Origin of the sequence: Nostoc sp. (assembly GCF_036917635.1) — a bacterium.
Taxonomy (GTDB): Bacteria; Cyanobacteriota; Cyanobacteriia; order Cyanobacteriales; family Nostocaceae; genus Nostoc.
Genome location: NZ_JBALCW010000098.1, coordinates 91,569 through 116,983 on the forward strand (window position 1 = coordinate 91,569; position 25,415 = coordinate 116,983).

Consider the following 25,415-nt stretch of genomic DNA (forward strand, 5'->3'; position numbering starts at 1 on the left):
ACGAAACGTTTACACTGTATTTCTTTTGATTTTTGACTTTTGACTTTTGACTTCCGCCTTGCGGTACTAGCTTTCGGATGTTTCTTGAGAGAACTTTTTATGGATAGTTCTAGTGGTCCCATCAGCAGCTACCGTTATGAGATAGTCCATTAAACCATCTGAAAAGGGAAGACGTAGGTGGAAAGTGCCATCGGGTTTAATTTTGACGGAATGGCCACCAATGTTTACGCTTGTATTTGGTTGGGTTGCTCCGTGAATAATCAACTCAGCATCTGCTACAAACCAAAAATCTTGGTGGGAAGGATTGAAAACCCGAACATTAGGTGAACGGGCTATGAGTAACCAACGATCGCCATCGGCGATATAGCCAATTTCAATCATGTAGTCACGATCGCTGACGGGAATAGCTACAAAGCGATCGCGTGTTACCTCTTCACATTCATACTGCTGTATAAGCTGGGGATTTTGATAACTCAAGTCAATCTCAGTTACATCGTAGAGTCGCACTACCAATTGGGAGCCGCCCTGTTTTCGCAGTGCTTCATTCTGAGCCTTGGAAATGTGCCAAGAGACATAAGCCCATTTGGGAGTGCGGGGTGTGAGCAAAATACTGCTCTCTTCTTCTACATCTACTAAACCAATAGCTGTTTGACTTGCTAAGGCTACATCTTCAACGGTGGAATCTGTATGAACAATAGGTGTTTGACTTGCTAAGGCTACATCTTCAACGGTAGGATCTGTAGCCACTGGACTGAAGACACGAACGATCGCTGAATGGGCGATGAACAACCAGCGTAGTTTACCGCCGTAGGCATCGCCATAAGTGACATAGCCAATTTCAGCTATGTAATCGCGATCGCTGACGGGAATTTCTACAAAGCGATCGTGTGCTGTCTCGTCACATTCATACTCCTGTAACAGGTGCGGACTTTCATAACTCAAGTCAATCCCAGTTGCATCATACAGCCGCACTACCAATTGAGAGCCGCCCTGTTGACGCAGCGCTGCTTTCTTGGTTTCGGATATCTCCCAGGAAACATGAGCCGAGGTATAAGTGCGAGGTGTGAGGACAAGACTGCTTTCTTCTTCAGTGATCTCTTCTTGGGCATCTGGGAAGTGAATATCTGTTTGATCGGCAATCGCCACCCGATCAACGCGATCTGTAGCCACTGGACTGAAGACACGAACGATCGCTGAATGGGCGATGAACAACCAGTACTCGCCATAAGCGACATAGCCAATTTCAGCTATGTAATCGCGATCGCTGAGGGGAATTTCTACAAAGCGATCGTGTGCTGTCTCGTCACATTCATACTCCTGTAACAGGTGGGGACTTTGATAACTCAAGTCAATTCCAGTTGCATCATACAGCCGCACTACCAATTGAGAGCCGCCCTGTTGACGCAGCGCTGCTTTCTTGGTTTCGGATATCTCCCAGGAAACATGAGCCGAGGTATAAGTATGCGGTGTGAGCAAAATACTGCTCTCTTCTTCTGCATCTACGAAATTAACAGCTGTTTCGGCCGCAATCGGCACATTGTCAACCGTAATATCAGTTTCTCTTTCAGTATCTAATCCAGAAATGGTAGTCCACCCTACAATTCCTACACCTGCTGCTACCGCAGCACCCGCTAAATCTGTAGAGTCAGTTTCAGCAATACCTTCTTCAACAGTAGGCTCTGCTTGAGATTCTGACTCTGGCAAATTCACAGTCGGTTCAGCTGCGTCCGCTATCACATTGAATAAATCTTCTTGTGATAATTCTGGCAAATCGAGCAGTGAGGATGTTTGTCCAGTTGATAGTTCCCCATCGGCTGCTACTTCCTCAGATGGCAAGGGAAATTCATCTACTGAGCCTATATCTTCAGTTGAGGTAATACTCTCTAGCCAGTTTAATTCTGCCTGAAGTTCTTCATCTATCCGATCTTCATTAATTTCTGTGTCCCAATATCCAAAATCAGATGTTACTTCTGGCACATCTGCTAATTCTAGTAGTGAGGCTGTCTCCTCAGATAAAGGCAGTTCCATATCAGATACCTCTTCTGGAATATTACGCAGGTGAGGATATGAAGTATTTACTACAGCTGCTGGGGCTTCTATGTCCCATTCAATTTCATCAGAATCCCAGGCAATTTGCTCAGAATCAGACTCAGGATTGTTTGCCTCATCATAATTACTTTGATGAACTGGATCAGAAATTGCATTTTCTGTTTCTTTATTATTAAAGGAAGACCAGCTAGCCGCCCCGATGCCAGTTGCTAGAGCCGCACCATTACTTAAAGCTGCGGCTCCCAAGTTGTTATTTTCTGAGCCATTAGCTGCCTTTGATGTTGTGTCTTCATAGGAATTAGAGCTGCCATTAGTTCCCTCTCGGACTAAATTAGATGTCCCTGAAGTCACATTTTCGGCTAGGTCAGATTCTGTTGGAGCATAGATTTTGAAAGGAGTGCGCTCAGGGCTTTCTTGTTGGAAGTGCGGCACTGCTTGGTCTTCAAGCATCGCTTTGTTAATTGAGGGAGATGTGCTGGCATTGAGGACTGCCATTTCTCCATCTTCTGGGCTGGGTGGCCGAGGATCTGATTCTGGTAAGTTGTCTGTTTTCTCGGTAGACAATGGGCGTTTTCCCAGAATCCACCATAGGAACGCTCCAGCTACAGGAGCAAAAAACAAAGGTAAAAGCAACCAAAATGGTGTTTCTCTATTGACAATTGGACTGGTTTGTGCAGGAATAGGAGCCACAAATGGCTGTTCGGCAAATGCAGAAGTAGTTGCAGTGGGGGAAGGCGTAGCAACAGGTGTTGTTTGCCCACCTGGGGAAGCCGTGACAGGTTGTAATATGTTAGTGGCGATCGCCTCTGCTTCTGTAGTTCTACCTTGTTCTATAGCCTGCTTTCCTGCGGTTGCAAGGGTAAAGCCGAGAAAATTTACTATGCCTAAACTCGGATTTTTTTTGTAAACGTAAACGAAAGGTTGCGAGAAGGGATATTTCTGATCGTCTGGTAAGGCTTTATCTAATTGCAGAACTCGTACACGTTTCAATTTTGCGACGTCATTAGCTAATACATAGCTGATGCCGTCTTTGCCCAATTGTTTGATGATTTCTGCGGTATTATCCTCAGTTAGTTGGGTAGCATTGGCTCCTGTAGCAAATTCAGCACTCTTGAAGGCTGGATAAGTCCGAAAAGTATTGCGAGTCTCACTCGTCTTCGGCCGATCGATTAACCGAATCTTCCCTGAAGGCCCTCCTAGTTGTGACCAATTTGTAATTTGTCCCCGGAAAATCCGGGCGAATTGCTTACTAGTCAAGCTTCCTTTGAAAGGATTATCTGCACCAACCACGATCGCAATCTTCTCACGGCGCAAGCGAACTTGCTCTAGTCCTTGGGCTTTTTCTGCTGGCGTCAACCCACGCCCCATTGCGGCTATGTCGATTTTGCCATTTAACAATTCTTTCAGTGCCGCATCAGTGCCGTTAACAGCAACTTCAACCTTTGCACCAGAATACTGTTTTTCAAAATTCTCTTTCAAGCTTTGGTTGATTGCACCCAAGCTACTCGAACCATCAATCCTTACTGTAGTCCCATTCTGCACTGTTTGCGGCTGTGTAAAAGAGGGAGCTTCAGGTTTAGATTGTGCCAGCAGGGGTTTTAACGCCAGTAAACTTGCTACCACAGGGGTTGTAGCTAAGGTAAGCCATAATACCAGTCTGACTATCGAAATATCTTTTTTTTCTTGTTGCCACATAAGCCCTTAATTAAAGTAAAAAATAGAAAGCCTGCCAGCCTTAATCATTATCTTTTTATGGATTATGCAGGAGACGCGCTAATTATACATCCCTGTTATATTTCTTATCAGTTATTGTAAATATTTGTGTCACTATTTACTTAGTTTGACTTTAACTGTTTCCACTTTGCTGGACAAAATTTATTGAACTAAACTTTCGGATTACATGTTATTTTATATACCCAGCTTTTGGTTTACTGAATCAGAGTCATGCTTGAAAAATTAGCTAAATAATAAAGATAGTATATAGCGGTTCCTGCATGAGTAAGGTACAAAAACAATAATTATCACAGACGAACACACGTACTCATAGGGACACGACATTGCCGTGTCCCTACCCAGTAACCATTGAAATAAGAATCGTTATAAATATATTAAATACAGCATAATTAAGGAGTAAAACACGCCTTATACCTGGGTAATAAACTGAGCTTGTGTACCTCAATTACCTGGAAATCTGCTGTATATTGTATAGTGTCAAATTTAAGGTTTATGGAAATAGTGTAATAATTATTATACAAATTATGTCTTTTTAAGATGTTGAAATTGCCAGAGATAAATCAACAAAATCTACACAAAAAATCAGCTTTGGCAGATATGGGTTGGCTAGTATTAGAAATCATCGCCGTCTTGGCATTAATCTGTATCAAAGATTTGTTCTTTGATATCATGGCAAGTAATGATATTGACGCTCTACCTTTAGCAAGACAGTTTGCCGATCCTAGCTGGGTTCCAGGAGATTGGTCTGTTAACCAACCACCTGTTTATCGAGTGTTGTTTCAAACTTTATTTGGCTGGATCATAGCAAAGTGGGGGTTTCTGGCTAGTTCGATAATAGGACGGTTATTTTGCTACAGCTTAATAGCTTCGGGACTAGTACTCATAGGTCGAAGACTGGGATTAAATTTGCTTTTGCTGATGTTGGCGGTTGCAATGTTTCTCTCAGGAAATCAAGGCGTTGCTGCTGGAGAAAGGATCATAGGAGCGCTAGAAACGAAGATATTTGCTTATGCTATGGTCTTGTTAGCCATCGCGTTCATGCTAAGGAAACGTTATCGCCTGACAGCTTTTTTGTTAGGGCTAGGAACTTCATTCCATGTTTTGGTAGGCGGTTATGCAACTTTATTTGTACTAGGATGGGTGATTTTAAAACGAAAAACCCGTTTTCCTAGTATGCGGGAATTGGGGTTTATTGTTCCGTTATACCTGATAACAAGTGTATTCGGTCTAAAAGCGATAATCGAAGAGTTGTCCAGTCCAACCCCTACAAGCCCTATATCGATTTCTTATATATATGTCTTTCTCAGGATGCCCCACCATTTGAATCCTTTATCATGGCCTGCACATTGGTGGATAACTCCTATATTTTTCCTTGTAATGCTTGTGAGCAGTGCTGGCGTCCTTTGGTTCAATCGTCCAACTAAAGCGCTATCTGAACAGTTTGAAAAGTACGAAGCTCGTATAGGATTATTTGAGTTCACGCTGCTCAGTCTAGTCCCATATATACTCGGAGTTGTCATTGCTCCATTCGACTCTCAAGGAAGCTTGCTACAATATTACCTTTTCCGCGTAGGTGACGTAATGTTGCACCTCAACGCCTGCTTTTTGTTTGTCTGTGCTTTAGATGAAATCTTCACAAGTAGAAAACAGCAAAAAGTGTTGTTATTTCTATGTAGTCTGGCGCTGAGTATAAGCATTGTCAAAGGATTCCATAACTTTCAGAAATATTTTAACTCCACACTTAATTTTCCTGACGAAGTGCAGGAGGTAGATCCGCAGTGGAAAGATATGGCTACTTGGGTGCGAAAAAATACTCCAAAAAATGCCACATTCATATCTCCACCGGTTGAATTTGCTAACTTTATCTGGCTGACAGAGCGTCCAACCATTGCTAAATATAAGCTGATGGCTCAGACTAAAACTGGGACATTAGAATGGTTTTCACGGATGCGCGATTTAAGTGGTAACTTTAATGGGGTTGATCCATTAACTAAATTTAATGAAAAACTACTTACAGACGGCTACAATAACTTGACAACTGACCAGGCTAAGGCATTAATAATAAAATATCACGCTTCGTATTTAGTAACTCGCATTCAACATCAGCTATATCTGCCAGTGGCTTACCGTAATAAATCTTATGTTCTCTATAAAAAACAGCAAGATTAGAGCTACTGAAAATTGATAATTTATACTATGAATTACTTTGATTGAGATAACAATGACAATCTGGTTTATCAATCAATGACTCCACCAAAGCATTTAGGGCAGTAGCAGCTAAAGCGCCGCCTCCCAAAGTGCCTGCAACTGTAATAAAAGGTATCTCTTGTTGCATCAATTGTCGCTTGGCTGCGGGAGCATGGCTAAAGCCAATGGGCATTGCAATTACTAATGCAGGCTGAATTTTCTGGTTGGTAATCGCCTCACAAACTTCTACAAGTACTGAGGGAGCATAACCAACTACCAGGATACAACCCTTACTTACTTGCGGCAATTTGTCTCGCCATTTTCGATGCTGCCAAAAGGCAACTTCTGCCTCTGTGGCGGTGGTAATATGGGGATTATCAATCAAGGTTTCAATGTGGCATCCCAAGTGAAGTAATCGGGTTTGATCTAAAGCAGCAGCAACCGTTTGGGTATCGACAACAATTTGACACCTTGAAGATAAAGCTTCTCGACTAGCTGCGATCGCACCTCGACTCAATTTAACAAAGGACACCAAACTCACATCGCCACAAGCCAAAACCAACTGAGAAATTAAGTGTTGTTCAATTTCCGAACGGTTAGATAAATCAGGTAATAAGCGTTGTAGTGATTCTGAAAAAGCTTCCGAGTGCGTATGAATTTCGGCATCTAAGCCACTCCAGAGATTTTCCAATCCTCCCAATCCAGCTTGAGTTTCGACATCAAGTAACTTCAGTTGTGCCAAAACTTCCGCCTGCATAATTTGACAATGGCGATCGCGCCCCAATAATCCTTCTAATGCTGATGCAGTTTGTCGCAGTTGAGAAATTTGTTGCATCACCGCCCGATATTGTAGCTGGAGTTGTCCCATGAGGTTAACAGTTGTGTCGGCTTCTGGTTCCACCTCTAAAATATTGCGGATATGGTTTAGCTGAAACCCTTGCTGCTTGAGTGCTACAATCCGTTGCAAGCGGAGGACATCTTTTTTGGTATAGAGACGGTAATTGCTAGGCGATCGCACTGGTTGCGGTAACAGTCCTAATTGATGATAATGTCGCACCATGCGCGGAGTTAAACCGCCGCCTACTGCATCGGTAAGTTCTTTAATAGTTAAGCAACCAGCGTTCATCAGTTATTTAATAATGGTAAAAGTCTTTCTAACTCTCCACAAGCCGCCTGAAGAGATGGCGGTGCATTTTCATCGTTTCAAAAAATGATATGCAAAAACTTGCTCTTGCAGATCCTCACACAAAATGACTATCTGTACTCTATTCTGGGTCATACAGCCAGCCCCACGCAATCAGTTCTGAAATTGGTAATCCAGAATTTTCAGTTTCTTCATTACTAATTGGTTTTACTCGTACAGCTGCGTTCTTCAGGTTAATTGAGTCAAAATTCATCTCAAAATTTACCAAGCCACGAAAGTTATCAATATAAATTCGCTTTAGCATAGATTTTCTCTTCTAGTGCAATTAATTTTAAAGGTAACAGTTAAATCGTCGCATTTCCTCACATCCTGCTTTTGAAAAACGCTCCAAGAACACAGATAAACATTTAACTCTGCGTACCTTTGCGCTTCCCTCAGCGTCCCTGGAGCGTTTAAAAATCATTATAAACCTTGACATTGACATTAATGTAAAGGTTTAGCCTAAGAAAGTCCTTGTTAATTCACCTCTCATGCTCTACCCCCAACGTTTAGGCCAATTCACCAGAGAACACGCAGATACCGTAGCAGCCCTTTTGTGTGGCTTCCTATTATTTCTCGGATGGTTCGCCTTACATCTCGGTTGGTTGGGATTAGCATTTTTGCTGCTACCTGCTGCTTATGTAATTGGTGGTTACGAAAGTGCGCGGGAAGGATTGACTACCCTCTTCAAAGAAAAAGAACTCGATGTAGATTTGCTGATGATTGTGGCGGCGATTGGTGCTGCTAGCCTTGGCTTATGGCGAAGAGAATATCATCTAATTATTGATGGGGCAATTTTGATTCTCATCTTTGCCATCAGTGGCGCACTAGAAGGCTACGCCATGCAGCGAACTGAGCGGAGTATCAAGAGTTTGATGAGCCTGACACCAGATACAGCAAGGGTTTTGCTTCAGGGGAGGGAAGAGGAAGTTTCCATCAGTCAGCTAAAAGTCGGTGATGAGATTGTCGTCAAACCCGGAGAGCTAATTCCTACTGATGGGATAATTTTATCTGGTTACAGCACCCTCAATCAAGCTGCAATTACAGGCGAGTCTTTACCTGTAGAGAAAACAGTGGGCGCAGAAGTATTTGCCGGCACACTCAACGGCTATGGTGCATTGCAGATTAAGGTACACAAACCAGCCCAAAGTAGTTTAATTGTGCGTGTGATTCGTTTGGTAGAACAGGCGCAAACAGAAGCACCTCCTTCGCAAGAGTTTACCCTTCGCTTTGAGAAAGGATATGCCAAAGTCATTGTAGTAGCTGGGATATTGCTAGCAACTTTACCGCCATTTCTCTGGGGTTGGGATTGGGAAACGACAATTTATCGCGCTCTTACTTTCCTGGTAGTGGCTTCTCCCTGTGCGTTGATGGCTGCAATTATGCCCACCCTGCTTTCGGGAATCGCCAATGGTGCAAGACAGGGGATTTTGTTTAAGAATGGGGCGCAGTTAGAGAAAATTGGCAAAGTCCGAGCGATCGCATTTGATAAAACTGGTACTCTAACAACAGGACAGGTGCAAGTCTTCCAGGTAATTTCAGTTAGTAAATACACTCAAAAAGATGTATTAAAAACTGCTGCTAGTGTAGAATCATCTTCCGAACATCCCATCGGTAAGGCAATTGTGCAGGCGGCTGGAGATTTGGATTGGATTAGTGCAGTTCAAGTGCAAGCTATACCTGGACAGGGAATTGTGGGAATCACCCAAGAAAAACAGGTAATTGTAGGGAATGCCGTTTTTGTGCAGCAGTATGTGGCAAATTTACCTGAAGAATTGCGAGAAATGGCTCAATCTTTAGAGCAAGAAGGTAAAACTGTGGTTTGGGTAGCGAAGAACCCCACCCCCAACCCCTCCCCGCTAGCGGGGAGGGGAGTAGAGGTGATGGGTGTAATTGCGATCGCAGATGAAGTAAGATCGCAAGCAGCCGCAACCATTACCCGATTAAAGAAATTGGGAGTTGAACAAATTGTCATGTTAACCGGGGATAACGCAGAAACTGCTCACACTGTCGCCAAAGCAGTAGGAATTGATCGGGTGTATGCTCAACTCCTACCAGAAGATAAGCTTGATGTTATTCGCCGTCTACAGCAACAATATCAAACAGTTGCAATGGTAGGTGATGGAATTAATGATGCGCCAGCATTAGCGCAAGCATCTGTGGGTATAGCGATGGGAGTATCTGGTAGTGATGTCGCTTTAGAAACCGCAGATATAGTACTAATGGCAGACAGGTTAGAAAAAATTGCGGTGGCGATGCATTTGGGCAGGCGATCGCAAGCCATAGTAAAACAAAATATAGTCGTAGCGTTGGGTTTTATTATCTTGCTTTTAGTAGGCAACTTTCTAGGAAATATTAACCTACCCATCGGCGTCATTGGACATGAAGGTTCTACAGTCTTAGTTACCCTCAGTGGTCTAAGATTGCTGAAATAAACCACTTTTCTCTTTTCTCTGTGTCCTCTGCGCCTCTGCGGTTGGTTGAATTCGGCAGGAGACAGGTGGTCGCCGAGCGCAACCGAGGTGAGGTAGAGGGCAGTATTGCTCTCTGTTTAACTGCCCTCAGTTTAATTGGCACTACAAACAAACTCAAGAAAGTCGCAATTAACATCCCTCCTAAATACTGCTGTTCCCGAAAATTGCCGACTTCCCGCGCCAGCACCTGTAGCAGTAGCCAACGTAAATATCCCCAAGAAAAGACAGTTATTAGAATTGGACGTAACCGCTCTTGTGAAGCCTCAATTACTGCTTTGGTAATCGAAAGCCTTTGCTCTGGCAATTGGTTAGCAAATTCCACAATCAAAATAGCGTTCTTACTAGCTAAACCAATTAACATTACCAGCCCAATTTGACAGTGCTTAAAAAATAACTGCAATGGGCTTTGTTGGGTAACACTTAAGTTCAACCCAACAAAGCCCATTTTCATTTTTTGGGCTTAACCGAACCGTATTGCCCCCACTCCCCACTCCCTTCTTCAGCTAAGGATTCCGACTACCCACTTCTTCCGGTGCAGGAGTGATGGGAGCGCCATTGCTTAGGTTGAGAATACCAGAAACAACAATTTTGTCCCCAGCTTTTAGTCCTTGGATAACTTGATAATTATTCCCCTCAATAATTCCCAATTTCACGAGCTTTTGTTGAGCTACTAAGTTAGGTGCCCCAGGTTTCGGGTTTTGGGCTGGCGCTTGAGCTACAAACACAAAAGTCTCTCCACCGAGGCGAGATACTGCTGTAACTGGAATTAAAATTCCTGGACGTTGGTTCCAAATCACTTTGGTTTGCACTGACTGGCGATTGAACAGTTGACTTCTAGAATTACCAAAGTTGGCTTTAACTAAAACTGCCAGCGAATCTGAACTGACATCTGGAGAGATGAAACTCACCTTACCCCTTGCTATAGGTTTGCCTTGGGCGTTCAGCATTTGCACTGTTAATCCCAAACGCAGTTTTTTGGCATCTTCTTGTGGAACGGAAAAATTCAGTTCTAAAGAGTCGTTTCTAGTTAGTGTAGTGAGTTGATCTGCTTTTTGTACATAATCTCCTACCTTTGCTGGAATATTACCAACTATGCCAGTGAAAGGTGCAAGGACTTTTGTATATTGTACTTGGACTTGGGCAGCTTGGACTTGGGCATCTGCTTGACTTACTTGCGATCGCCCCTGGGCAATCTCTTCTGGGCGGTTGCCGTTCACCTGCTGCCTATAGTATTGTTTCTGTTGTTCTAAGGCAGCAGCCAGTTGTTGGATATTAGCACTTCTGCTTTTGCGGAGTTGCTCTAAGTTTTTCTCAGCTGCAACCACTGCCGCTTCAGCACTAGCTTTGTTTTTCTGGTATTCATCTAAGGTATCTTGAGAAGTTGCCCCTTCTTTTGTTAATTGTTCGTATCGCGTTGCTCGTGCTTGTGCTAGTACTAAATCGGATTTGGCGGAATTAACTTGAGCTTCAGCCTGCTGAATTTGCTGTGGTAGCGATCCAGATACAGCATCTTGATATTTTGCTTGGGCTTGATCTAGCTGGGCTTTGGCTTGGAAAACTATTTCTCTTCGAGTCCCTGCTTTGAGTTCGGCAAGATTTGCTTGTGCTTGTTCTAGTCCTGCTTGTTTTTGTCGTAGCTGGGCTTCGGCATCATCACTTTGTAGGCTAATAATCACTTGCCCTTTTTGAACACGGTTGCCCTCTTTGATGAAAATCTGGGTTATTCGTCCTTCAACCTGTGGCTTAATTGGTACAGATAGTGGAGCCTGTAAGGAGCCAATAAACTCTGAGCTTTCCTGCACAGTTTCACTTTGCACAGTTGCTAGCTTGACAGGAATTGCCATAGGTTGACCAGCACCAGGCCCGCCCGGTGGTGCATTGCTAGCATTACTAGTTTGCCACCAGCGCCAACCAATACCAACACCTGCAATTAATAGGACGATTCCCAACAGTAGTGGCCAACGCCGCTTTTGAGGTGGCTTAGGCGATCGCTCTGGCGATGGTTGTGACTCTTGACTAGAATCATTAACAGCAGGCTGTTCTCTTTCAACGGGCAGGGTAGAATCAGGGAACTCAGAATGCGACATATTCGGTTTCTCGTCTTGTGGATTTAGACTTGGGCAATCTAGTTTTCGCTAAAAAAGCATTGTTTAAATAGTTTTTTAGCCCTTTTTTCTTGATGTTGGTAACAAATATATATTTGCGATATTTGGGTATTTGGGCGATCGCTCACGTTGTCTATCACCTGAAATAAATCTCATATACCACATTATGGTTTTTTTGTACATTACTTAGGTTTTAGCATTTTTAATGTGTAATTTATAAAACTTTTTTTAGGTAGTATAAACTCAGTGCCTTAGCTGAAAGAAAAAACAGGGTTTATCTTGTTGCAGACTATCAACTGAACCTCCTACCTCCTGCAATGGCAAAGTGCTAATCTTATTCGGTAATAACTGCCTTGCTTGCGCTGGCTGAATTGGGTTTAGCGGTTTTTTATTAGTATCGATTAATAGAACTTTGCCCATTTAAGTGCCTCCTTTCGGGTAATTTTAGCTTTGACAATGTTAGAGGCCAGTAACTATCCAAACTACACAACATAACCCTTGTACAGATATTTAATAGTTTGGTTATTAAACTAAGATGCTAAGTTTTCCATAAGCGTTTGCAAGTGCTTGCTTGCATTATAACCACATAAAACACGACACTAGTATAAGTTATAGATGAGTCTATCGCTCTTAAGTAGTAGTGAATACTGATCTTAGGGAAGAGAAAAGGATGAATGGATGCCAACTGATGGAGAGGCTTGTCTGCGACACGCTCTTGCTAGCTTGTATTGACGTGCCATTCCAGGGTGAACGGGGTTACATGGTTTCTTGTTTTTATCGATGATAAAAACGTAATTAGACATAGTTGAAAAACTCCGTAAAACGGGTAATGTTAGCTTCGATCTTGTTATCTGAGCTTTTTAAACTTGCAACAGTGTCTCAGTGAGCTTAAGACTGTTTAATTGCAAATGACAGGGCAGGGAACTAGCTTCGCATTCCTTTCTTGTCGTGACTCGAATAACGGCCAATACTGCTCGGTTTTTGGATTTATCGATAGTGTTTTAGACCTGTAGAGACGCGAAATTTCGCGTCTCTACACAAGGCTTTTGGTCTTATCCGAGCAGTATTGGAATAACGGCTACCTATTGCTAGGCGATCTGGTGAGTATGGCTTGCTTAATTTCTCTTGCAAGCCCCGTGTTTTTAGACCGGGGTTACTGACCATGAACGACGCGCAATCAATCAGTATTCTCTAGATTCCTATTTTTGAGTAGTCTTAACTTCCTACACTTAGGTCACCCGATCGGTTGATTTTAAACTCACCCGAATGGGTGATTTAATTTTTCCTAATTACGGTTTTACCTTCCTAGTCGCTTAATGTTCGCTAATTAACAAAGCATCCGATTTTTAGAAAAAATCTCCAGTATCCAGCCATATCAACCATCCACAACTGATTTCTTGGAATTTAATTTCAGCAAGATACCTATAGTTGATTTTCGGTTAGCAACAATATGAGAAAGCAGCCCTTCATATCGATTAAGTGCTTGCTCCAAGGAATAGTTTTCTTCGGCAAACTGTCTTCCTGCCTTACCTAAACTGGTTCCTAGAGTAGGATTAGTATATAAATCATGCACCGCAGCAGCCATTGCATCGGGTGATTCTGGCTCAACAATTATCCCACCACCACTTAATTTGATTGCTTTTGCAGCAGTACCAGTAGCGGGAACTGAACCCACAATCGGGCGACCACTCGCCAACAGTAGTGGTATTTTTGAAGGCATATTAAACGAAATCACATTGCGTTTTTGCACAATCAACCCTACATCAGACGCTGCTAGCATTTCGGGTAGTTTTTCTCGCGGCTGCAACGGTAGTAGCAAAACATTATCTGCTCCATTTAAAAGACAATATTTCTGCAACCTTTGCAATGCTATTGATTCGCCAACGATAACAAAGACAATCTCCTTGATATGACGTAAGCAAACGGCTGCTTCTATTACTGTTTCTAAACCTTGCGTTAGAGCAATGTTGCCCGAATAAAGGACTACAAATTTCCCATCAAGTTGATGACTAGATATCCAAGAGTTGTTCTGTTTTGGTAAGGGGTAGATGAAATTTACATTCACCCAATTAGGAATACAAACGATTTTATTAACAGGTACTCCCTTATTCACTAAATTCTCACGAAACCCATCGGCTATGACACTAATAGTGTGTGCAGACCGATATGCAAATTTCTCTAAGGCTGCAAGAGTTCGGATCATCCACTTGTTCTTCAATAGCCCGATACGTACCGCAGCTTCTGGTAGAATATCTTGCACATTTAGAACTACTGGGCAGTTGTATAACCAACTAAATATTGTTACTGGTAAAGTACCAAAAAGAGGTGGAACTGTTAAGATAATCACATCGGGGCGTTCACCTTTAAAGGCTTGGGGTAAGCTCGTGAAAACAAAGCTCAACTCTAATAATAGCCGATCTATAAGGTTAGGTTTAGACTTAATTCGCAGATAACTTCGTTGAATGGTGACGCCATTTGTTTCTTCAGTAACGTACCATTTACCCCGATACTCATCATAAATTTCGCGCTGAGGATAGTTGGGCATTCCCGTAATCACCCGCACTTGGTGACCTCGCTTTACTAGTCCTTCTGCTAATTCAGTCATTAACGGAGCAATTCCAATCGGCTCTGGATGATAGTTATAGGAATAAATCAGAATGTGCATGAGCTATTTGTGAATTTTGTGAAGACAGCCGGATATAATCGGATTTATTCCTTAATAGTCAGTAGGTGCTGCTACTTTTATTACTTATTTTAATTTTTAAATTTGCTTCATTAACAGTGCGTTAAACATTGTTGATGAATTTTTTAGTGGTTTTTAAAAAAGAATTTTTATACTGCATAAAGCACTTAAAAATCAAAATATCACCTTGTGTAAATAACTTAGGTTCTCAGAGGTCGTTTTAAAAGTTCCAGAAGGTATAATTTTCTGGTTATGACTTAGATAAACAACCAAAAGATCAGCTTTCAGTTATGTACTGAAATGCTTCGCTGTGTTCACTAAAAGAGTAAAATATCCTTTTAAAACATCCTCTTTTAGACAGAATTTTTAGTTTCTGGTTATTTATGACAATATTTGTCTGGTTTCTGAACTAATCCCTAAATTTACAACTTGGGGGATTGTACCATCATATTTAAGCTCGTGCATATAACCCGCATTCCGCCCTTTAAACTGGCACATAGTGTTGATGAGAATTAATGAGTTTTAATGATAGCCCTACCAGTTAAGTGAACTAGTAGGGCTAGAATAGAGATTCAGTAAATTTGGCAAGCTCTGACTAGAAAGCCCTAATTTCTAGCAAGAGGCTTGCTTTTTCTTCAAAGATGAACCTACACCCAAGGCAGCAAATGCCAGCAAACCCAACATAGAAGCAGGTTCAGGAACTTTGGATACGTTAATAGAACCAGAATTTTGATCTAGTGTTATATTTGGTTTGTCTTGCCCGATATACTGACGTAAGAACAAAGAGTCACCAACAGTTCCCTGCAAGAAAGATTTTCCACCCGTTCCTCCTCCTATATCAAAGGGGCCAAACAATGTTTGAGTGGAAGTATCAAAGTTAAATTTAAAGAAATCAGATTGTGACACCCCACCAGCAACGGTGTTATAAGTTCCAAGAGGATTATTAGATGGGTCTAAAAAAGAGACACTCAAGGATTGTAAAAAGTTGGTGGCTCCACCACCACTTTCTGAAATAATTGTAGACGCTGTAGTTTCGTCGTAACTGAATGAACCTATTGCTGAATAACCAGCATCACCTTGCCAGTTAAAGTTTAACTCAATAGCTTGGGCTGGGTTGTTAGCAGCAGCAACAGCAACACTAAAAGCAGTACTGGTTGCTGCGATCGCGGCGATTTTGGTGAAAATATTTTTCATTGTTATAACTCCAAAATTGATTAATATGATTCAGATAAGCTGTTCCACATTTAACTTGCATATATTGGGCGGGCGAGACGTCCACCCCACAAGAAATGTACAATTTCAAATTATGCAAACTAGATGTGGTTTAGCTTATCAATGAATCAGACATCACTAAACATTACGATATAAATTTATATCCGTAAATACCGCATAAAAATACGGTAGTAAATGTAATGAATTAATGAAGAAAAACACTTTTTTGTGAAGTTATGCAGAAAATGCTAAGTCTATCTAAGTTAGGACTTACGCATTCACAAGAAATGCCAAATCGGCATTGCTTATTGGTGTCAAGAAAAGCCTAGAAATAGCAAAACTTTCGGCTTGACTCACCCGCCTGGAACTAAAGTTCCTTGCAGGACATGACTTTTAAGTTAAGTTGACAAATGACTTTTGACTTTTGCCTTGCGGTACTAGTTACCTAAAAATCACGAGCGATCGCTTGAGAATAACTGATAAAGTTGAGCTACGCAAAGTTGAAAACAGTGTTATATGCCTGCGTTTCTATTAGAAGTTGGTACAGAAGAATTACCTGCAAGCTTTCTCAGTGATGCCTTAGTGCAATGGCGGGAGCGCATTCCCCAAAGCTTGGAAGCAAAGGGCCTCAAGGGCGAAAGTGTGCAAGTGTACGGTACTCCCCGACGGCTGGCGGTAGTGATTAAAGGTCTACCATCCCAGCAACCAGACCGAGAAGAAGAAATTAAAGGCCCCCCCGCCCAAGCCGCCTTTAAAGATGGTCAGCCTACTGCTGCTGCTATCGGCTTTGCCAAAAAGCAAGGCGTGGAACTGGATAGGCTATTCCTTCGCCCCACTGATAAAGGGGAATTTGTCTTTGTGCAAAAAAGAATTCCCGGTCGTCCTGTGGCGGAAATTTTGACAGAACTTATTCCCCAGTGGATTTGGGGTTTGGAAGGTAAGCGGTTAATGCGTTGGGGAAATGGAGATGCGAGGTTTTCCCGACCAATTCGTTGGCTGGTAGCTTTGTTAGATGAGACGGTGCTACCTCTAGAATTAGTGAATGGTTCTAAAACGATTCAGAGCGATCGCATTTCTCAAGGTCATCGGGTTTTGCATCCTGATCCTGTGACAATTGCCCAAGCTACTGATTATGTTACCGCTCTCAAGTCTGCTTATGTCACCGTTGACCAAGAAGAACGGGCAAATCTTATCAAAGAACAAGTAAAGTCAGTAGCAGAGAATTTAGGCGGATATACAGTAATTTACCCCGATTTGTTAGCGGAAGTAACCAACCTTGTAGAATATCCTTCTACAGTTGTCGGTAAATTTGAACCAGAATTTTTGAAATTACCAACTGAGGTAATTACTGAAGTTATGGTTACTCATCAACGTTATTTCCCTGTCTTCAAACCAGATAGTTCTGAGCAAGAATTATTGCCCAATTTTATCACCATTTCTAACGCTGATCCCAAGAAATCAGATATCGTTGCTGTGGGGAATGAAAGAGTAATTCGTGCCAGATTAGCTGATGGCAGATTTTTCTACGAAGCTGATTTAACTAAGCCCTTAGAAAGCTTTTTACCCCAGTTAGAAAAAGTCACGTTCCAAGAAGAATTGGGTTCGGTGCGTACCAAGGTAGATAGAGTAGTTAACATTGCCGAGCGAATCAGTAACCAATTAGAATTAGCCCAAAATCAAAGCCAAAGAATCCAACGTGCTGCTTTATTATGTAAAGCAGACTTGGTTACTCAAATGGTGTATGAATTCCCCGAATTGCAAGGCATTATGGGAGAAAAATATGCCTTAGCTAGTGGTGAAGATGCCGAAGTTGCAAAGGCAATTTATCAACATTATTTACCCACAGGAGCCAGTGATAATTTCCCTGAAACTCTCACGGGTCAAATTGTCGCTTTGGCAGATAGATTAGATACCTTAGTGAGTATCTTTGGTTTAGGTTTAATTCCCTCCGGTTCCTCAGATCCCTTCGCCTTGCGTCGTGCGGCTAATGCTGTAATTAAAATTACTTGGTTTTATAGTTTGCCGATAAATTTAGATGATTTATTAGCGCAAATAGCCACAGACTTTGCAGCGAAATATCACAAAGAACAGGCATCATTAACCGCAGCATTACAAGAGTTTTTCTTGCAACGCATCCGCACTTTACTACAAGAAGAAAAGCAGATTGATTATGACTTGGTAAATGCAGTTTTGGGAGAAAATGATCCAGAATACACAGAACGGGCGTTAAAAGATTTATTGGATGTACGCGATCGCGCCTTATACTTACAACAAATCCGCAACGACAGTACCTTAGATAACATCTACGAAACCGTTAACCGTTCCACACGATTAGCCGCTCAAGGTGATTTGGATACAAAACAGCTAGAGCCGACAACCGTAGTTCGGCAAGAATTATTTCAAAAGCCCTCTGAAATGGCTTTGTATAATGCCTTAATCGAATCAGTACCACAAACTCAAGCAGCACAGCAGACACGAAATTATCAACTGTTAGTAGCAGCACTAGCAAAAATTGCTCCGACAGTTAGTAACTTCTTTGATGGGCCAGATAGCGTATTAGTTATGGATTCCGATCCAGAAATTAAGCGTAATCGATTACACTTACTGGGATTAGTTCGCAATCATGCCCGTGTTCTAGCTGACTTTGGAGCGATCGTCAAAAATCTGTAGCGTAAGTCAACAAAAAGTTGTGTAATTTTTGCCAATAAAGGCTACTATAGGGAGTGCTTAACCAGGGACACTCTGCTGCAATCTATGTCCAGAGCTACTGTAATTGGATTGGGAAAGTCCGGTGTTGCCGCGGCGAGATTGTTGAAACGGGAAGGTTGGGAGGTAGAGCTAAGTGATAGCAACACCTCCGAAACCCTCCGACAACAACAACAAGAACTTGCTGCCGAAGAAATAACTGTAAAACTAGGCCAATCTCTAGAATTGAATGGTGCTAATTTACCCAAATTAATAGTTGTTAGCCCTGGCGTACCTTGGGATATTCCCGTATTAATTAAGGCACGCAAATTAAGTATAGAAACCATTGGGGAAATAGAACTCGCTTGGCGAAATTTGCAATCCCTACCTTGGGTAGGAATTACAGGGACTAACGGCAAAACTACTACCACAGCTTTAATTGCTGCCATTTTCCAAGCAGCAGGCTTAAATGCCCCCGCCTGCGGTAACATTGGCTACGCCGCAAGTGAAGTTGCCCTATCTTGGAAGGGGAAAGGAGCAGGGGGAGCAGGGGGAGCAGGGGGAGCATTTGATAACTCCTCACTCCTAACTCCTCACTCCTCACTCCTAACTCCTAACTCCTCAGTTGATTGGGTGATTGCGGAAATTAGCAGCTATCAAGTAGAATCTTCGAGTTCTCTTGCACCACGTATCGGGGTTTGGACGACTTTTACACCAGATCATCTTAGTCGCCATAAGACTTTAGAGAATTATTACAACATCAAAGCCAAGCTGTTGCATCAGTCCGAGTTGCAAGTATTTAATGGCGATGATGCCTACTTGAGACAGCAAGGTTTAAGTGCTTGGCCTAATGCCTATTGGACAAGTGTTAAAGGAAAAGATTTCCTGATTAGCGAAAAAGGCTTTTACATTGAGGATGACTGGGTTGTGGAAAAATTGACTGCAACCTCTGCACCAGAACAGATTGTGAAAGTATCTACTTTGCGGATGGTGGGAGAACATAACCAACAAAATCTCTTGATGGCAGTAGCAACGGCACGATTAGCGGGAATTAATCGTGATGCGATCGCGCGTGCTATTGTTGAATTCCCCGGTGTTGCTCATCGTTTGGAGCATATCTGCACTTGGGAAGGTATTGATTTCATTAACGACAGCAAAGCGACTAACTACGATGCTGCCGAAGTTGGTTTAGCATCCGTGAAAAGTCCAGCGATTTTAATTGCTGGTGGAGAAGCTAAAGCAGGTGATGATACTGGCTGGCTAGCACAAATTCAAGCCAAAGCTGCTGCTGTGTTATTGATTGGCTCTGCTGCACCCACATTTGCCCAACGCCTCCAAGAGGTAGGGTATTATTCATACCATATTGTGGAAACTATGGAAAGGGCAATCCCTAAAGCTGCGGAATTAGCTAAGGAGTATCAAGCGCCCGTAGTGTTGCTATCTCCAGCTTGTGCGAGTTTTGACCAATACCCGAATTTTGAGGTGCGGGGCGATCGTTTTCGTCAGTTGTGCCTTGATTGGGTGGAAGGAGAGAAGCTTCAATACAACTCAATTCTTTCATCTCCTGTGCCTAATTCTTTCACTGTGTAGCTGCAAGTCACATAGTGAATGAATCATGTAAAATTCTTAACAATTTTTGTATTTGGTAGCAAATAGCTGTATTCTATACGGATGATAATACTGTGCAGCTAGGAGAGATTTATGAAATTAAAAATGGTTACAGCTTGGCAATATGCAAAGAAAAATTTTGTTTTCCCAAGAAATATTATATTTTTGGGGTTGGCACTTTTGCTGATTTTAGGTTTTAGTACGGCTGTAACTTGATACCATTAGCTCAACCTGCCACAGCTCAAGTCGCTCCACTCCCAACCACTATTCCACGTTATGTCGTAACCGCTGAATTTGGTAGAAATAGAGGAGGTAGCGATTACACAAGTTTTCCGACTTCAGCATTCGCTTCAATTTGCCAGCAATCTTGTATTAATGATAACAACTGTAGTGCTTATACCTATGTTCGACCAGGAGTACAAGGTGCTAGTGCTGTTTGTTATTTAAAATCTGTAGCACCAGCATCAACACCAGATAGCGGCTGTGTATCCGGTGTGAAATTGTAAGCGAAAAGTGCGGTGCGATCGCATCATCAGATAGACTTCAATATTCTAGAAGGATTGTTTAGAGCTAATTTAGTGGTTTACTATAATTATGTTTTGCTGTAGTTTGCAACTTCAACCTCATGAGCGATGCTTGTAGGTTTAGGAATAAGCAAACGATCTTCTAGCATTCCTTCTAGATGAAATTCAATAGCTTCTGCAATCATTTGCTTGACTTCTTCTAAGGTTGCACCTGTAGTTACACAACCTAGTAAATCAGGGACATAAGCAGAGTAATTACTATCCGCTTTTTCAATCACCACTACGTAATGCATTGCCGTTCTCCTTATAACTGTGCTTGCCTCCAAATACTACTGAGAGTACCAGGGGCTAAGTCGTCAGACAATTTACCTGGAACTGTAACTAAACCTGGTTTATCAGGATGCTTAAACTGTCGATGACTACCTTTAGTTCTGTCAACAACCATCAGCTTCCACTCGCTTGATTACATCACGTACTTTCATATTACTACTTATCTGTAAAGTTGAAATTTCTGTTACAGATAGAGTCGCTAATTGAGAAGGCAAAAGTCAATAAGATTTCCTATTTTCCGACAATTTTCTCATTTGGGAAATATTTTGTCAGGTTTTTTAACCCACGTTCGTATAGCGTTCCGTAGGAAAGGTGCTGTAGTTTGTAACTTCAACCTCATGAGCGATGCTTGTAGGTTTAGGAATAGGTAAACCATCTTCTAGCATTCCTTCTAGATGAAATTCAATAGCTTCTGTAATCATCTGCTTGACTTCTTCTAAAGTTTCACCCACAGCTACACAACCTGGTAAATCAGGGACATAAGCGCCGTAGCTAGTTTCTCCCTTTTCAATCACAACTGTATAACGCATTAGTCTTCCTCCAATTGAGCTTGTCTCCAAATATTTTTAAGAGTGCCAATTGGCACATCCACATTTACCTTACCAGACACTGTTACAGTACTGGATTTATCTGGATGTTTGAACTGTCGATGACTATCTTTAGTTTTAGCAAGATACCAACCATCAGCTTCTAGTCGTTTGATAACTTCGCGTACTTTCATGCTAGCGCTTATCTGTATAGGTGAAATTTATATTACAGATAGAGTGCCTTATTGACAATTATTAAAGCAATCACTCAATATAGTCAAAATCGCTTCATGAATTGAGTGGCTCAAAATGAAATGCTAAAGTTAATAATCAAGCTTTTCCAGAGCTACATTCCCTCTCTCCCAGATAAAATTTATATATGAACGCTACACAAGAAAAACTAAAAATTCAGCTTGAACAGGCAATAGTTGCGGCTTTTGGCGCTGATTTTGCTGGAATAGATCCAATTTTGGTTTCTGCTAGTAATCCTAAATTTGGTGATTATCAGGCGAATGTGGCTTTATCCCTGAGTAAAAAGAAAGGATTGCAACCAAGAGCGATCGCAGGTGCGATCGTTGATAAATTAGATGTATCCGAAATCTGCGAACCGCCAGAAATCGCTGGGCCAGGATTTATCAATCTGAAACTGAAAACGGCATACTTAGAAGCACAACTGAATAAGATTCAAGCTGATCCCAGGTTGGGAGTTCCAGCCGCGAAAACGCCGAAGCGGGAAATTGTAGATTTTTCCAGTCCGAATATTGCCAAAGAAATGCACGTTGGACACTTGCGTTCTACAATTATTGGTGATGCGATCGCCCGGATTTTAGATTTTCTTGGACACGATGTTTTACGGTTAAACCATGTGGGCGATTGGGGTACGCAGTTTGGGATGTTAATCGCCTATCTGCGGGAAGTTTACCCAGACGCGCTTACCACCGCTAATGCTTTAGATATTGGTGATTTAGTATCTTTTTATCGCAAAGCCAAACTGCGGTTTGATGCAGATGCAGCTTTTCAAGAGACAGCACGGCAAGAAGTTGTCAGATTACAAGCAGGTGCAGAAGATACACTTCATGCTTGGAAACTACTGTGCGAACAATCGCGGCGGGAGTTTCAAATAATATATGAATTGTTGGATATCAAGTTAACTGAACGGGGCGAATCTTTTTACAACGCTTTACTACCAAAAGTTGTGGAAGATTTGGATAAATCTGGATTGCTGGTAGAAAACCAAGGAGCAAAATGTGTTTTTCTGGAAGGGTTTACAAATAGAGAAGGTGAACCTTTACCCTTAATTGTGCAGAAATCAGATGGCGGCTATAACTACGCCACAACAGATTTAGCATCCCTCCGCTACCGGATTCAGCAGGATGAAGCAAAACGCATAATTTATGTAACCGATGCTGGACAAGGAAACCACTTTGCCCAATTTTTCCAAGTTGCACGCAAAGCCGGATGGATTCCCGATGATGTGGAATTAGTGCATGTACCTTTTGGGTTAGTGTTAGGAGAAGATGGGAAGAAATTCAAAACTCGTTCTGGGGATACTGTGCGGTTACGGGATTTATTAGATGAAGCTGTTTCTCGTGCCTATGGTGACCTAAAAACCAGATTACAAAAAGAAGAACGTCAAGAAACTGAAGAATTTATTAATGAAGTTGCTAGGGTAGTTGGAATCAGCGCAGTTAAATATGCAGACTTAAGCCAAAATCGCACCAGTAACTACATTTTCAGCTACGACAAAATGCTGGATCTCAAAGGGAATACTGCGCCGTATATGTTGTATGTTTATGCGCGGATTCAGGGGATTAGCCGCAAGGGTGATATTAACTTTAAGGAGTTGGGAAATAATGCCGTTTTGTTGCAGCATGAAACAGAATTAGCGCTAGCAAAATATTTACTTCAACTGGATGAAGTTATTAGTAGTGTAGAGCAAGATTTGCTGCCTAATCGTTTATGTGAGTATTTGTTTGAACTAAGCCAGAAGTTTAACCAATTTTACGATCGCTGTCCCATATTACAAGCCGAGGAAGCGCAGAGGACATCACGCTTGGTTTTATGTGATTTGACTGCTAGAACTCTGAAGTTGGGATTGTCTTTATTGGGAATTCAGGTATTGGAGAGGATGTAAGACTAATTAGTAATTAGTAATTCGTAATTCGTAATTTGTGAACTTGGAAGAAAGCGTTTTGTTGGAGGCGATCGCAAATGGTACGGAGACAATCAAAAAATATAACTTTGGCAGAGTTTCTCATGTTACCAGAAACAAAGCCCGCTAGTGAATACATCGATGGTCAAATTATTCAAAAACCAATGGCACAGGGTGAACATAGCACTATTCAAGGCGAACTGATTATTATTGTTAATGGTGTCTTGAAACCCCAAAGAGTTGCACGAGCATATCCAGAACTGCGGTGTACTTTTGGTGGCAGATCACTTATCCCGGATGTAGCAGTATTTACTTGGGAGAGAATACCTCGCAAAGAAAATGGCAGGGTCGCAAATTTATTTTCAGTAGCTCCCGATTGGACTATCGAGATTCTATCACCTGACCAAAGACAAACAAAAGTTACAAAAAATATTCTGCATTGCCTGAATTATGAAACACAAATGGGTTGGCTGATTGATCAAGAAGAACAAACGGTATTCGTGTACATCCGTAATCAACAGCCAGTTATGTTAGATGAATTAGAAGCTTTACTTCCTGTGCCAGATTTTGCAAGTGAATTGAGGCTGACAGTCGGAAATTTATTTGGTTGGCTGTTGGAGTAAGGGACATCCAAATAAAAAAATGTCCCAAAATTGACGCAAAAACCCTCTCTATTTCTCCTCACTCTGTGTTCTCTGTGGCTAATAAGGTTCGTTTCTTTGGATAATTTATTTCTTGGAAGTCCCTAAACCAAATCTTGACGAATTGAATAAGGAAATACACCAAGTGCAACAGGTTTTATGGGTAGGAATTGGTTGTAAACGGGGAACCTCATGGCAATTGATTGATGGGGCGATTGAGCAAGTGTTTGGAGAAAATCAACTTTTTCAAAGTGCGATCGCAGGGATTGCTACTATTGACACTAAAGCCTCAGAAGTTGGTTTAGTAGAACTTTGCAACCTACGCAATTTGCCCCTAAAAACCTTTTCTGCCCAAATCCTTCGCTGTGTCTGTGTCCCCAACCCTGCCACAATTACCAACCACAAAGTAGGTACACCTAGCGTAGCAGAGGCAGCTGCTATTCTTGCAGCTACTCAAATCCCATTGTTGAATGCTTCCCCTTTTACCAGCACAGAAGCATTGGGAGTGACGTTCTTAGTTCCTAAACAGATTTTCCAGCTAAAAGGGCAACCAGGAGCAGTAACGCTAGCTGTTGCCCAAGGCTCAAATATTATTAGTCATTAGTCATTAGTCATTAGCTAAAGTAACACTAGCTGTTGATCAAGCTTCAATTATTATGAGTATTACAAAACTTAACTAATTTTTCTAGTCAACAACTCTCAAAAAATAGTTAATTACGCTAGAAACAATAGCTAACACAATTGAACCTAACAAAGCAGGTAAAAAGCCCTGAATCTCAAAACCAGAACCAGGAGTTAAGGCACTTGCTAACCAAAGGGTTAAGGCGTTGATTAACAATGTAAATAAACCAAAGGTGAGTAAGGTAATTGGAAAGGTCAAAATTTGCAAAATTGGTCTAACAAATGCATTAACCAGACCAATAACAAGGGCAGCTATCAAGGCAGTCAAAAAATTCTTGATAAAGAATCCCGGAACGATATTAGCAGTCAGAAATAACGCCACCGCAGTACCGAGCCAAGTTAATAAAAAGTGTTGCATAAGTTTTTTTAGAGGAATTAGCAGTAAGTTTAATTAATTTCACTATTGACAGTTGTGATCTGTAACACTATCAGGTGTTTTTGTGCTTGACTCGTAAAGTTGCCATCATCTTTTGTCAGCCTAAAAGCAATGTAATTTTTCAGTGCTGGCATAGAGAGATACTTTCAATCGGTGTATCTTTATCGTATTGCAGGATGTACCAGGAATTAAATTCATCAAAAATGAAATGAGCCGCAAAACTCTTACAGAGGTTTCCTCCATCGAGAAACCCCTGTACCTAAA

The 25,415-nt window shown here is 41.8% G+C and carries 21 protein-coding genes; 8 read left to right on the top strand and 13 right to left on the bottom strand.

Annotated elements, in window-relative coordinates:
• Positions 1-66: 66 nt before the first annotated feature.
• Positions 67-3,744 carry a DUF4912 domain-containing protein gene (locus V7K32_RS23895; RefSeq protein ID WP_334996604.1) on the bottom strand — a complete coding sequence of 1,226 codons (3,678 nt, stop codon included), beginning with the start codon at positions 3,742-3,744 and terminating at the stop codon, positions 67-69.
• 585 nt (positions 3,745-4,329) lie between these two features.
• On the opposite strand from V7K32_RS23895, the gene V7K32_RS23900 reads away from it, so the two are divergent.
• Positions 4,330-5,952 carry a DUF6798 domain-containing protein gene (locus V7K32_RS23900; RefSeq protein WP_334996606.1) on the top strand — a complete coding sequence of 541 codons (1,623 nt, stop codon included), beginning with the start codon at positions 4,330-4,332 and terminating at the stop codon, positions 5,950-5,952.
• Positions 5,953-5,977: 25 nt separating this feature from the next.
• Here the strand turns inward: V7K32_RS23900 and V7K32_RS23905 are convergent, their stop codons facing one another.
• Together V7K32_RS23905 and V7K32_RS23910 are read right to left on the bottom strand one after the other, a co-directional pair.
• Positions 5,978-7,096 (bottom strand): precorrin-8X methylmutase, encoded by a 1,119-nt coding sequence (locus V7K32_RS23905; protein WP_334996608.1) that lies wholly within the window; start codon positions 7,094-7,096, stop codon positions 5,978-5,980.
• A gap of 139 nt (positions 7,097-7,235) precedes the next feature.
• Positions 7,236-7,418, bottom strand: coding sequence for a hypothetical protein (locus V7K32_RS23910; RefSeq protein ID WP_334996610.1), 183 nt, complete (start codon positions 7,416-7,418; stop codon positions 7,236-7,238).
• A 226-nt stretch (positions 7,419-7,644) separates the two neighbouring features.
• Here V7K32_RS23910 and V7K32_RS23915 point away from each other — a divergent pair, with 226 nt between their 5' ends.
• Positions 7,645-9,588 (top strand): heavy metal translocating P-type ATPase, encoded by a 1,944-nt coding sequence (locus V7K32_RS23915; protein WP_334996612.1) that lies wholly within the window; start codon positions 7,645-7,647, stop codon positions 9,586-9,588.
• Here the strand turns inward: V7K32_RS23915 and V7K32_RS23920 are convergent.
• The 4 genes from V7K32_RS23920 to V7K32_RS23935 form a co-directional block, all read right to left on the bottom strand.
• A complete protein-coding gene (locus tag V7K32_RS23920; protein WP_334996614.1) occupies positions 9,563-10,078 on the bottom strand; it encodes an efflux RND transporter permease subunit in 516 nt (171 codons plus the stop codon). The genes V7K32_RS23915 and V7K32_RS23920 overlap by 26 nt on opposite strands.
• A gap of 52 nt (positions 10,079-10,130) precedes the next feature.
• Positions 10,131-11,714 carry an efflux RND transporter periplasmic adaptor subunit gene (locus V7K32_RS23925; protein WP_334996616.1) on the bottom strand — a complete coding sequence of 528 codons (1,584 nt, stop codon included), beginning with the start codon at positions 11,712-11,714 and terminating at the stop codon, positions 10,131-10,133.
• 1,393 nt (positions 11,715-13,107) lie between these two features.
• Positions 13,108-14,397: a glycosyltransferase family 4 protein gene (locus V7K32_RS23930; RefSeq protein ID WP_334996618.1), complete on the bottom strand. Its 1,290-nt coding sequence runs from the start codon at positions 14,395-14,397 to the stop codon at positions 13,108-13,110.
• Positions 14,398-15,027: 630 nt separating this feature from the next.
• Positions 15,028-15,609 (bottom strand): PEP-CTERM sorting domain-containing protein, encoded by a 582-nt coding sequence (locus V7K32_RS23935; protein WP_334996620.1) that lies wholly within the window; start codon positions 15,607-15,609, stop codon positions 15,028-15,030.
• Positions 15,610-16,143: 534 nt separating this feature from the next.
• Between V7K32_RS23935 and glyS the strand changes: the two genes are divergently transcribed.
• The 3 genes from glyS to V7K32_RS23950 all read left to right on the top strand — a co-directional run bounded on the left by glyS (position 16,144) and on the right by V7K32_RS23950 (position 20,426).
• Positions 16,144-18,297 (top strand): glycine--tRNA ligase subunit beta, encoded by a 2,154-nt coding sequence (glyS, locus tag V7K32_RS23940; RefSeq protein ID WP_334996622.1) that lies wholly within the window; start codon positions 16,144-16,146, stop codon positions 18,295-18,297.
• An 84-nt stretch (positions 18,298-18,381) separates the two neighbouring features.
• Positions 18,382-19,902 (top strand): UDP-N-acetylmuramoyl-L-alanine--D-glutamate ligase, encoded by a 1,521-nt coding sequence (gene murD / locus V7K32_RS23945; protein WP_334996624.1) that lies wholly within the window; start codon positions 18,382-18,384, stop codon positions 19,900-19,902.
• 230 nt (positions 19,903-20,132) lie between these two features.
• Entirely contained in the window at positions 20,133-20,426 is a 294-nt protein-coding gene (locus V7K32_RS23950) for a PAN domain-containing protein (RefSeq protein ID WP_334996626.1), read from the top strand.
• An 86-nt stretch (positions 20,427-20,512) separates the two neighbouring features.
• On the opposite strand, the gene V7K32_RS23955 is transcribed toward V7K32_RS23950, so the two are convergent.
• From V7K32_RS23955 to V7K32_RS23970, 4 genes are all read right to left on the bottom strand, one after another.
• Positions 20,513-20,737, bottom strand: coding sequence for a type II toxin-antitoxin system HicB family antitoxin (locus tag V7K32_RS23955; protein WP_334996628.1), 225 nt, complete (start codon positions 20,735-20,737; stop codon positions 20,513-20,515).
• Positions 20,738-20,748: 11 nt separating this feature from the next.
• Positions 20,749-20,889 (bottom strand): type II toxin-antitoxin system HicA family toxin, encoded by a 141-nt coding sequence (locus V7K32_RS23960; protein ID WP_334996630.1) that lies wholly within the window; start codon positions 20,887-20,889, stop codon positions 20,749-20,751.
• Positions 20,890-21,052: 163 nt separating this feature from the next.
• Positions 21,053-21,304: a type II toxin-antitoxin system HicB family antitoxin gene (locus V7K32_RS23965; RefSeq protein WP_334996632.1), complete on the bottom strand. Its 252-nt coding sequence runs from the start codon at positions 21,302-21,304 to the stop codon at positions 21,053-21,055.
• On the bottom strand, positions 21,304-21,495 hold the full coding sequence (locus tag V7K32_RS23970; protein WP_334996633.1) for a type II toxin-antitoxin system HicA family toxin: 192 nt from the start codon (positions 21,493-21,495) through the stop codon (positions 21,304-21,306). The genes V7K32_RS23965 and V7K32_RS23970 overlap by 1 nt, the downstream gene beginning before the upstream one ends.
• Before the next feature lie 185 nt (positions 21,496-21,680).
• On the opposite strand from V7K32_RS23970, the gene argS reads away from it, so the two are divergent.
• The 3 genes from argS to V7K32_RS23985 all read left to right on the top strand — a co-directional run bounded on the left by argS (position 21,681) and on the right by V7K32_RS23985 (position 24,698).
• Positions 21,681-23,435: an arginine--tRNA ligase gene (argS, locus tag V7K32_RS23975; protein WP_334996635.1), complete on the top strand. Its 1,755-nt coding sequence runs from the start codon at positions 21,681-21,683 to the stop codon at positions 23,433-23,435.
• Positions 23,436-23,512: 77 nt separating this feature from the next.
• On the top strand, positions 23,513-24,076 hold the full coding sequence (locus tag V7K32_RS23980; RefSeq protein WP_334996637.1) for a Uma2 family endonuclease: 564 nt from the start codon (positions 23,513-23,515) through the stop codon (positions 24,074-24,076).
• A gap of 163 nt (positions 24,077-24,239) precedes the next feature.
• A complete protein-coding gene (locus V7K32_RS23985) occupies positions 24,240-24,698 on the top strand; it encodes a cobalamin biosynthesis protein (RefSeq protein WP_334996639.1) in 459 nt (152 codons plus the stop codon).
• An 81-nt stretch (positions 24,699-24,779) separates the two neighbouring features.
• On the opposite strand, the gene V7K32_RS23990 is transcribed toward V7K32_RS23985, so the two are convergent.
• Complete coding sequence (locus V7K32_RS23990; protein WP_334996641.1) at positions 24,780-25,133, bottom strand: phage holin family protein; 354 nt, start codon at positions 25,131-25,133, stop codon at positions 24,780-24,782.
• 29 nt (positions 25,134-25,162) lie between these two features.
• Positions 25,163-25,285, bottom strand: coding sequence for a hypothetical protein (locus V7K32_RS23995; RefSeq protein ID WP_334996643.1), 123 nt, complete (start codon positions 25,283-25,285; stop codon positions 25,163-25,165).
• Positions 25,286-25,415 lie beyond the last annotated feature (130 nt).

What these genes read in the sequence shown, in the direction of transcription:
- V7K32_RS23895 (WP_334996604.1), bottom strand. Translation starts at nt 3,744, where the DNA reads ATGTGGCAACAAGAAAAAAAAGATATTTCGATAGTCAGACTGGTATTA.
- V7K32_RS23905 (WP_334996608.1), bottom strand. Translation starts at nt 7,096, where the DNA reads ATGAACGCTGGTTGCTTAACTATTAAAGAACTTACCGATGCAGTAGGC.
- V7K32_RS23910 (WP_334996610.1), bottom strand. Translation starts at nt 7,418, where the DNA reads ATGCTAAAGCGAATTTATATTGATAACTTTCGTGGCTTGGTAAATTTT.
- V7K32_RS23915 (WP_334996612.1), top strand. Translation starts at nt 7,645, where the DNA reads ATGCTCTACCCCCAACGTTTAGGCCAATTCACCAGAGAACACGCAGAT.
- V7K32_RS23920 (WP_334996614.1), bottom strand. Translation starts at nt 10,078, where the DNA reads ATGAAAATGGGCTTTGTTGGGTTGAACTTAAGTGTTACCCAACAAAGC.
- V7K32_RS23925 (WP_334996616.1), bottom strand. Translation starts at nt 11,714, where the DNA reads ATGTCGCATTCTGAGTTCCCTGATTCTACCCTGCCCGTTGAAAGAGAA.
- V7K32_RS23930 (WP_334996618.1), bottom strand. Translation starts at nt 14,397, where the DNA reads ATGCACATTCTGATTTATTCCTATAACTATCATCCAGAGCCGATTGGA.
- V7K32_RS23935 (WP_334996620.1), bottom strand. Translation starts at nt 15,609, where the DNA reads ATGAAAAATATTTTCACCAAAATCGCCGCGATCGCAGCAACCAGTACT.
- glyS (WP_334996622.1), top strand. Translation starts at nt 16,144, where the DNA reads ATGCCTGCGTTTCTATTAGAAGTTGGTACAGAAGAATTACCTGCAAGC.
- murD (WP_334996624.1), top strand. Translation starts at nt 18,382, where the DNA reads ATGTCCAGAGCTACTGTAATTGGATTGGGAAAGTCCGGTGTTGCCGCG.
- V7K32_RS23955 (WP_334996628.1), bottom strand. Translation starts at nt 20,737, where the DNA reads ATGCATTACGTAGTGGTGATTGAAAAAGCGGATAGTAATTACTCTGCT.
- V7K32_RS23960 (WP_334996630.1), bottom strand. Translation starts at nt 20,889, where the DNA reads ATGGTTGTTGACAGAACTAAAGGTAGTCATCGACAGTTTAAGCATCCT.
- V7K32_RS23965 (WP_334996632.1), bottom strand. Translation starts at nt 21,304, where the DNA reads ATGCGTTATACAGTTGTGATTGAAAAGGGAGAAACTAGCTACGGCGCT.
- V7K32_RS23970 (WP_334996633.1), bottom strand. Translation starts at nt 21,495, where the DNA reads ATGAAAGTACGCGAAGTTATCAAACGACTAGAAGCTGATGGTTGGTAT.
- argS (WP_334996635.1), top strand. Translation starts at nt 21,681, where the DNA reads ATGAACGCTACACAAGAAAAACTAAAAATTCAGCTTGAACAGGCAATA.
- V7K32_RS23980 (WP_334996637.1), top strand. Translation starts at nt 23,513, where the DNA reads ATGGTACGGAGACAATCAAAAAATATAACTTTGGCAGAGTTTCTCATG.
- V7K32_RS23990 (WP_334996641.1), bottom strand. Translation starts at nt 25,133, where the DNA reads ATGCAACACTTTTTATTAACTTGGCTCGGTACTGCGGTGGCGTTATTT.
- V7K32_RS23995 (WP_334996643.1), bottom strand. Translation starts at nt 25,285, where the DNA reads ATGCCAGCACTGAAAAATTACATTGCTTTTAGGCTGACAAAAGATGAT.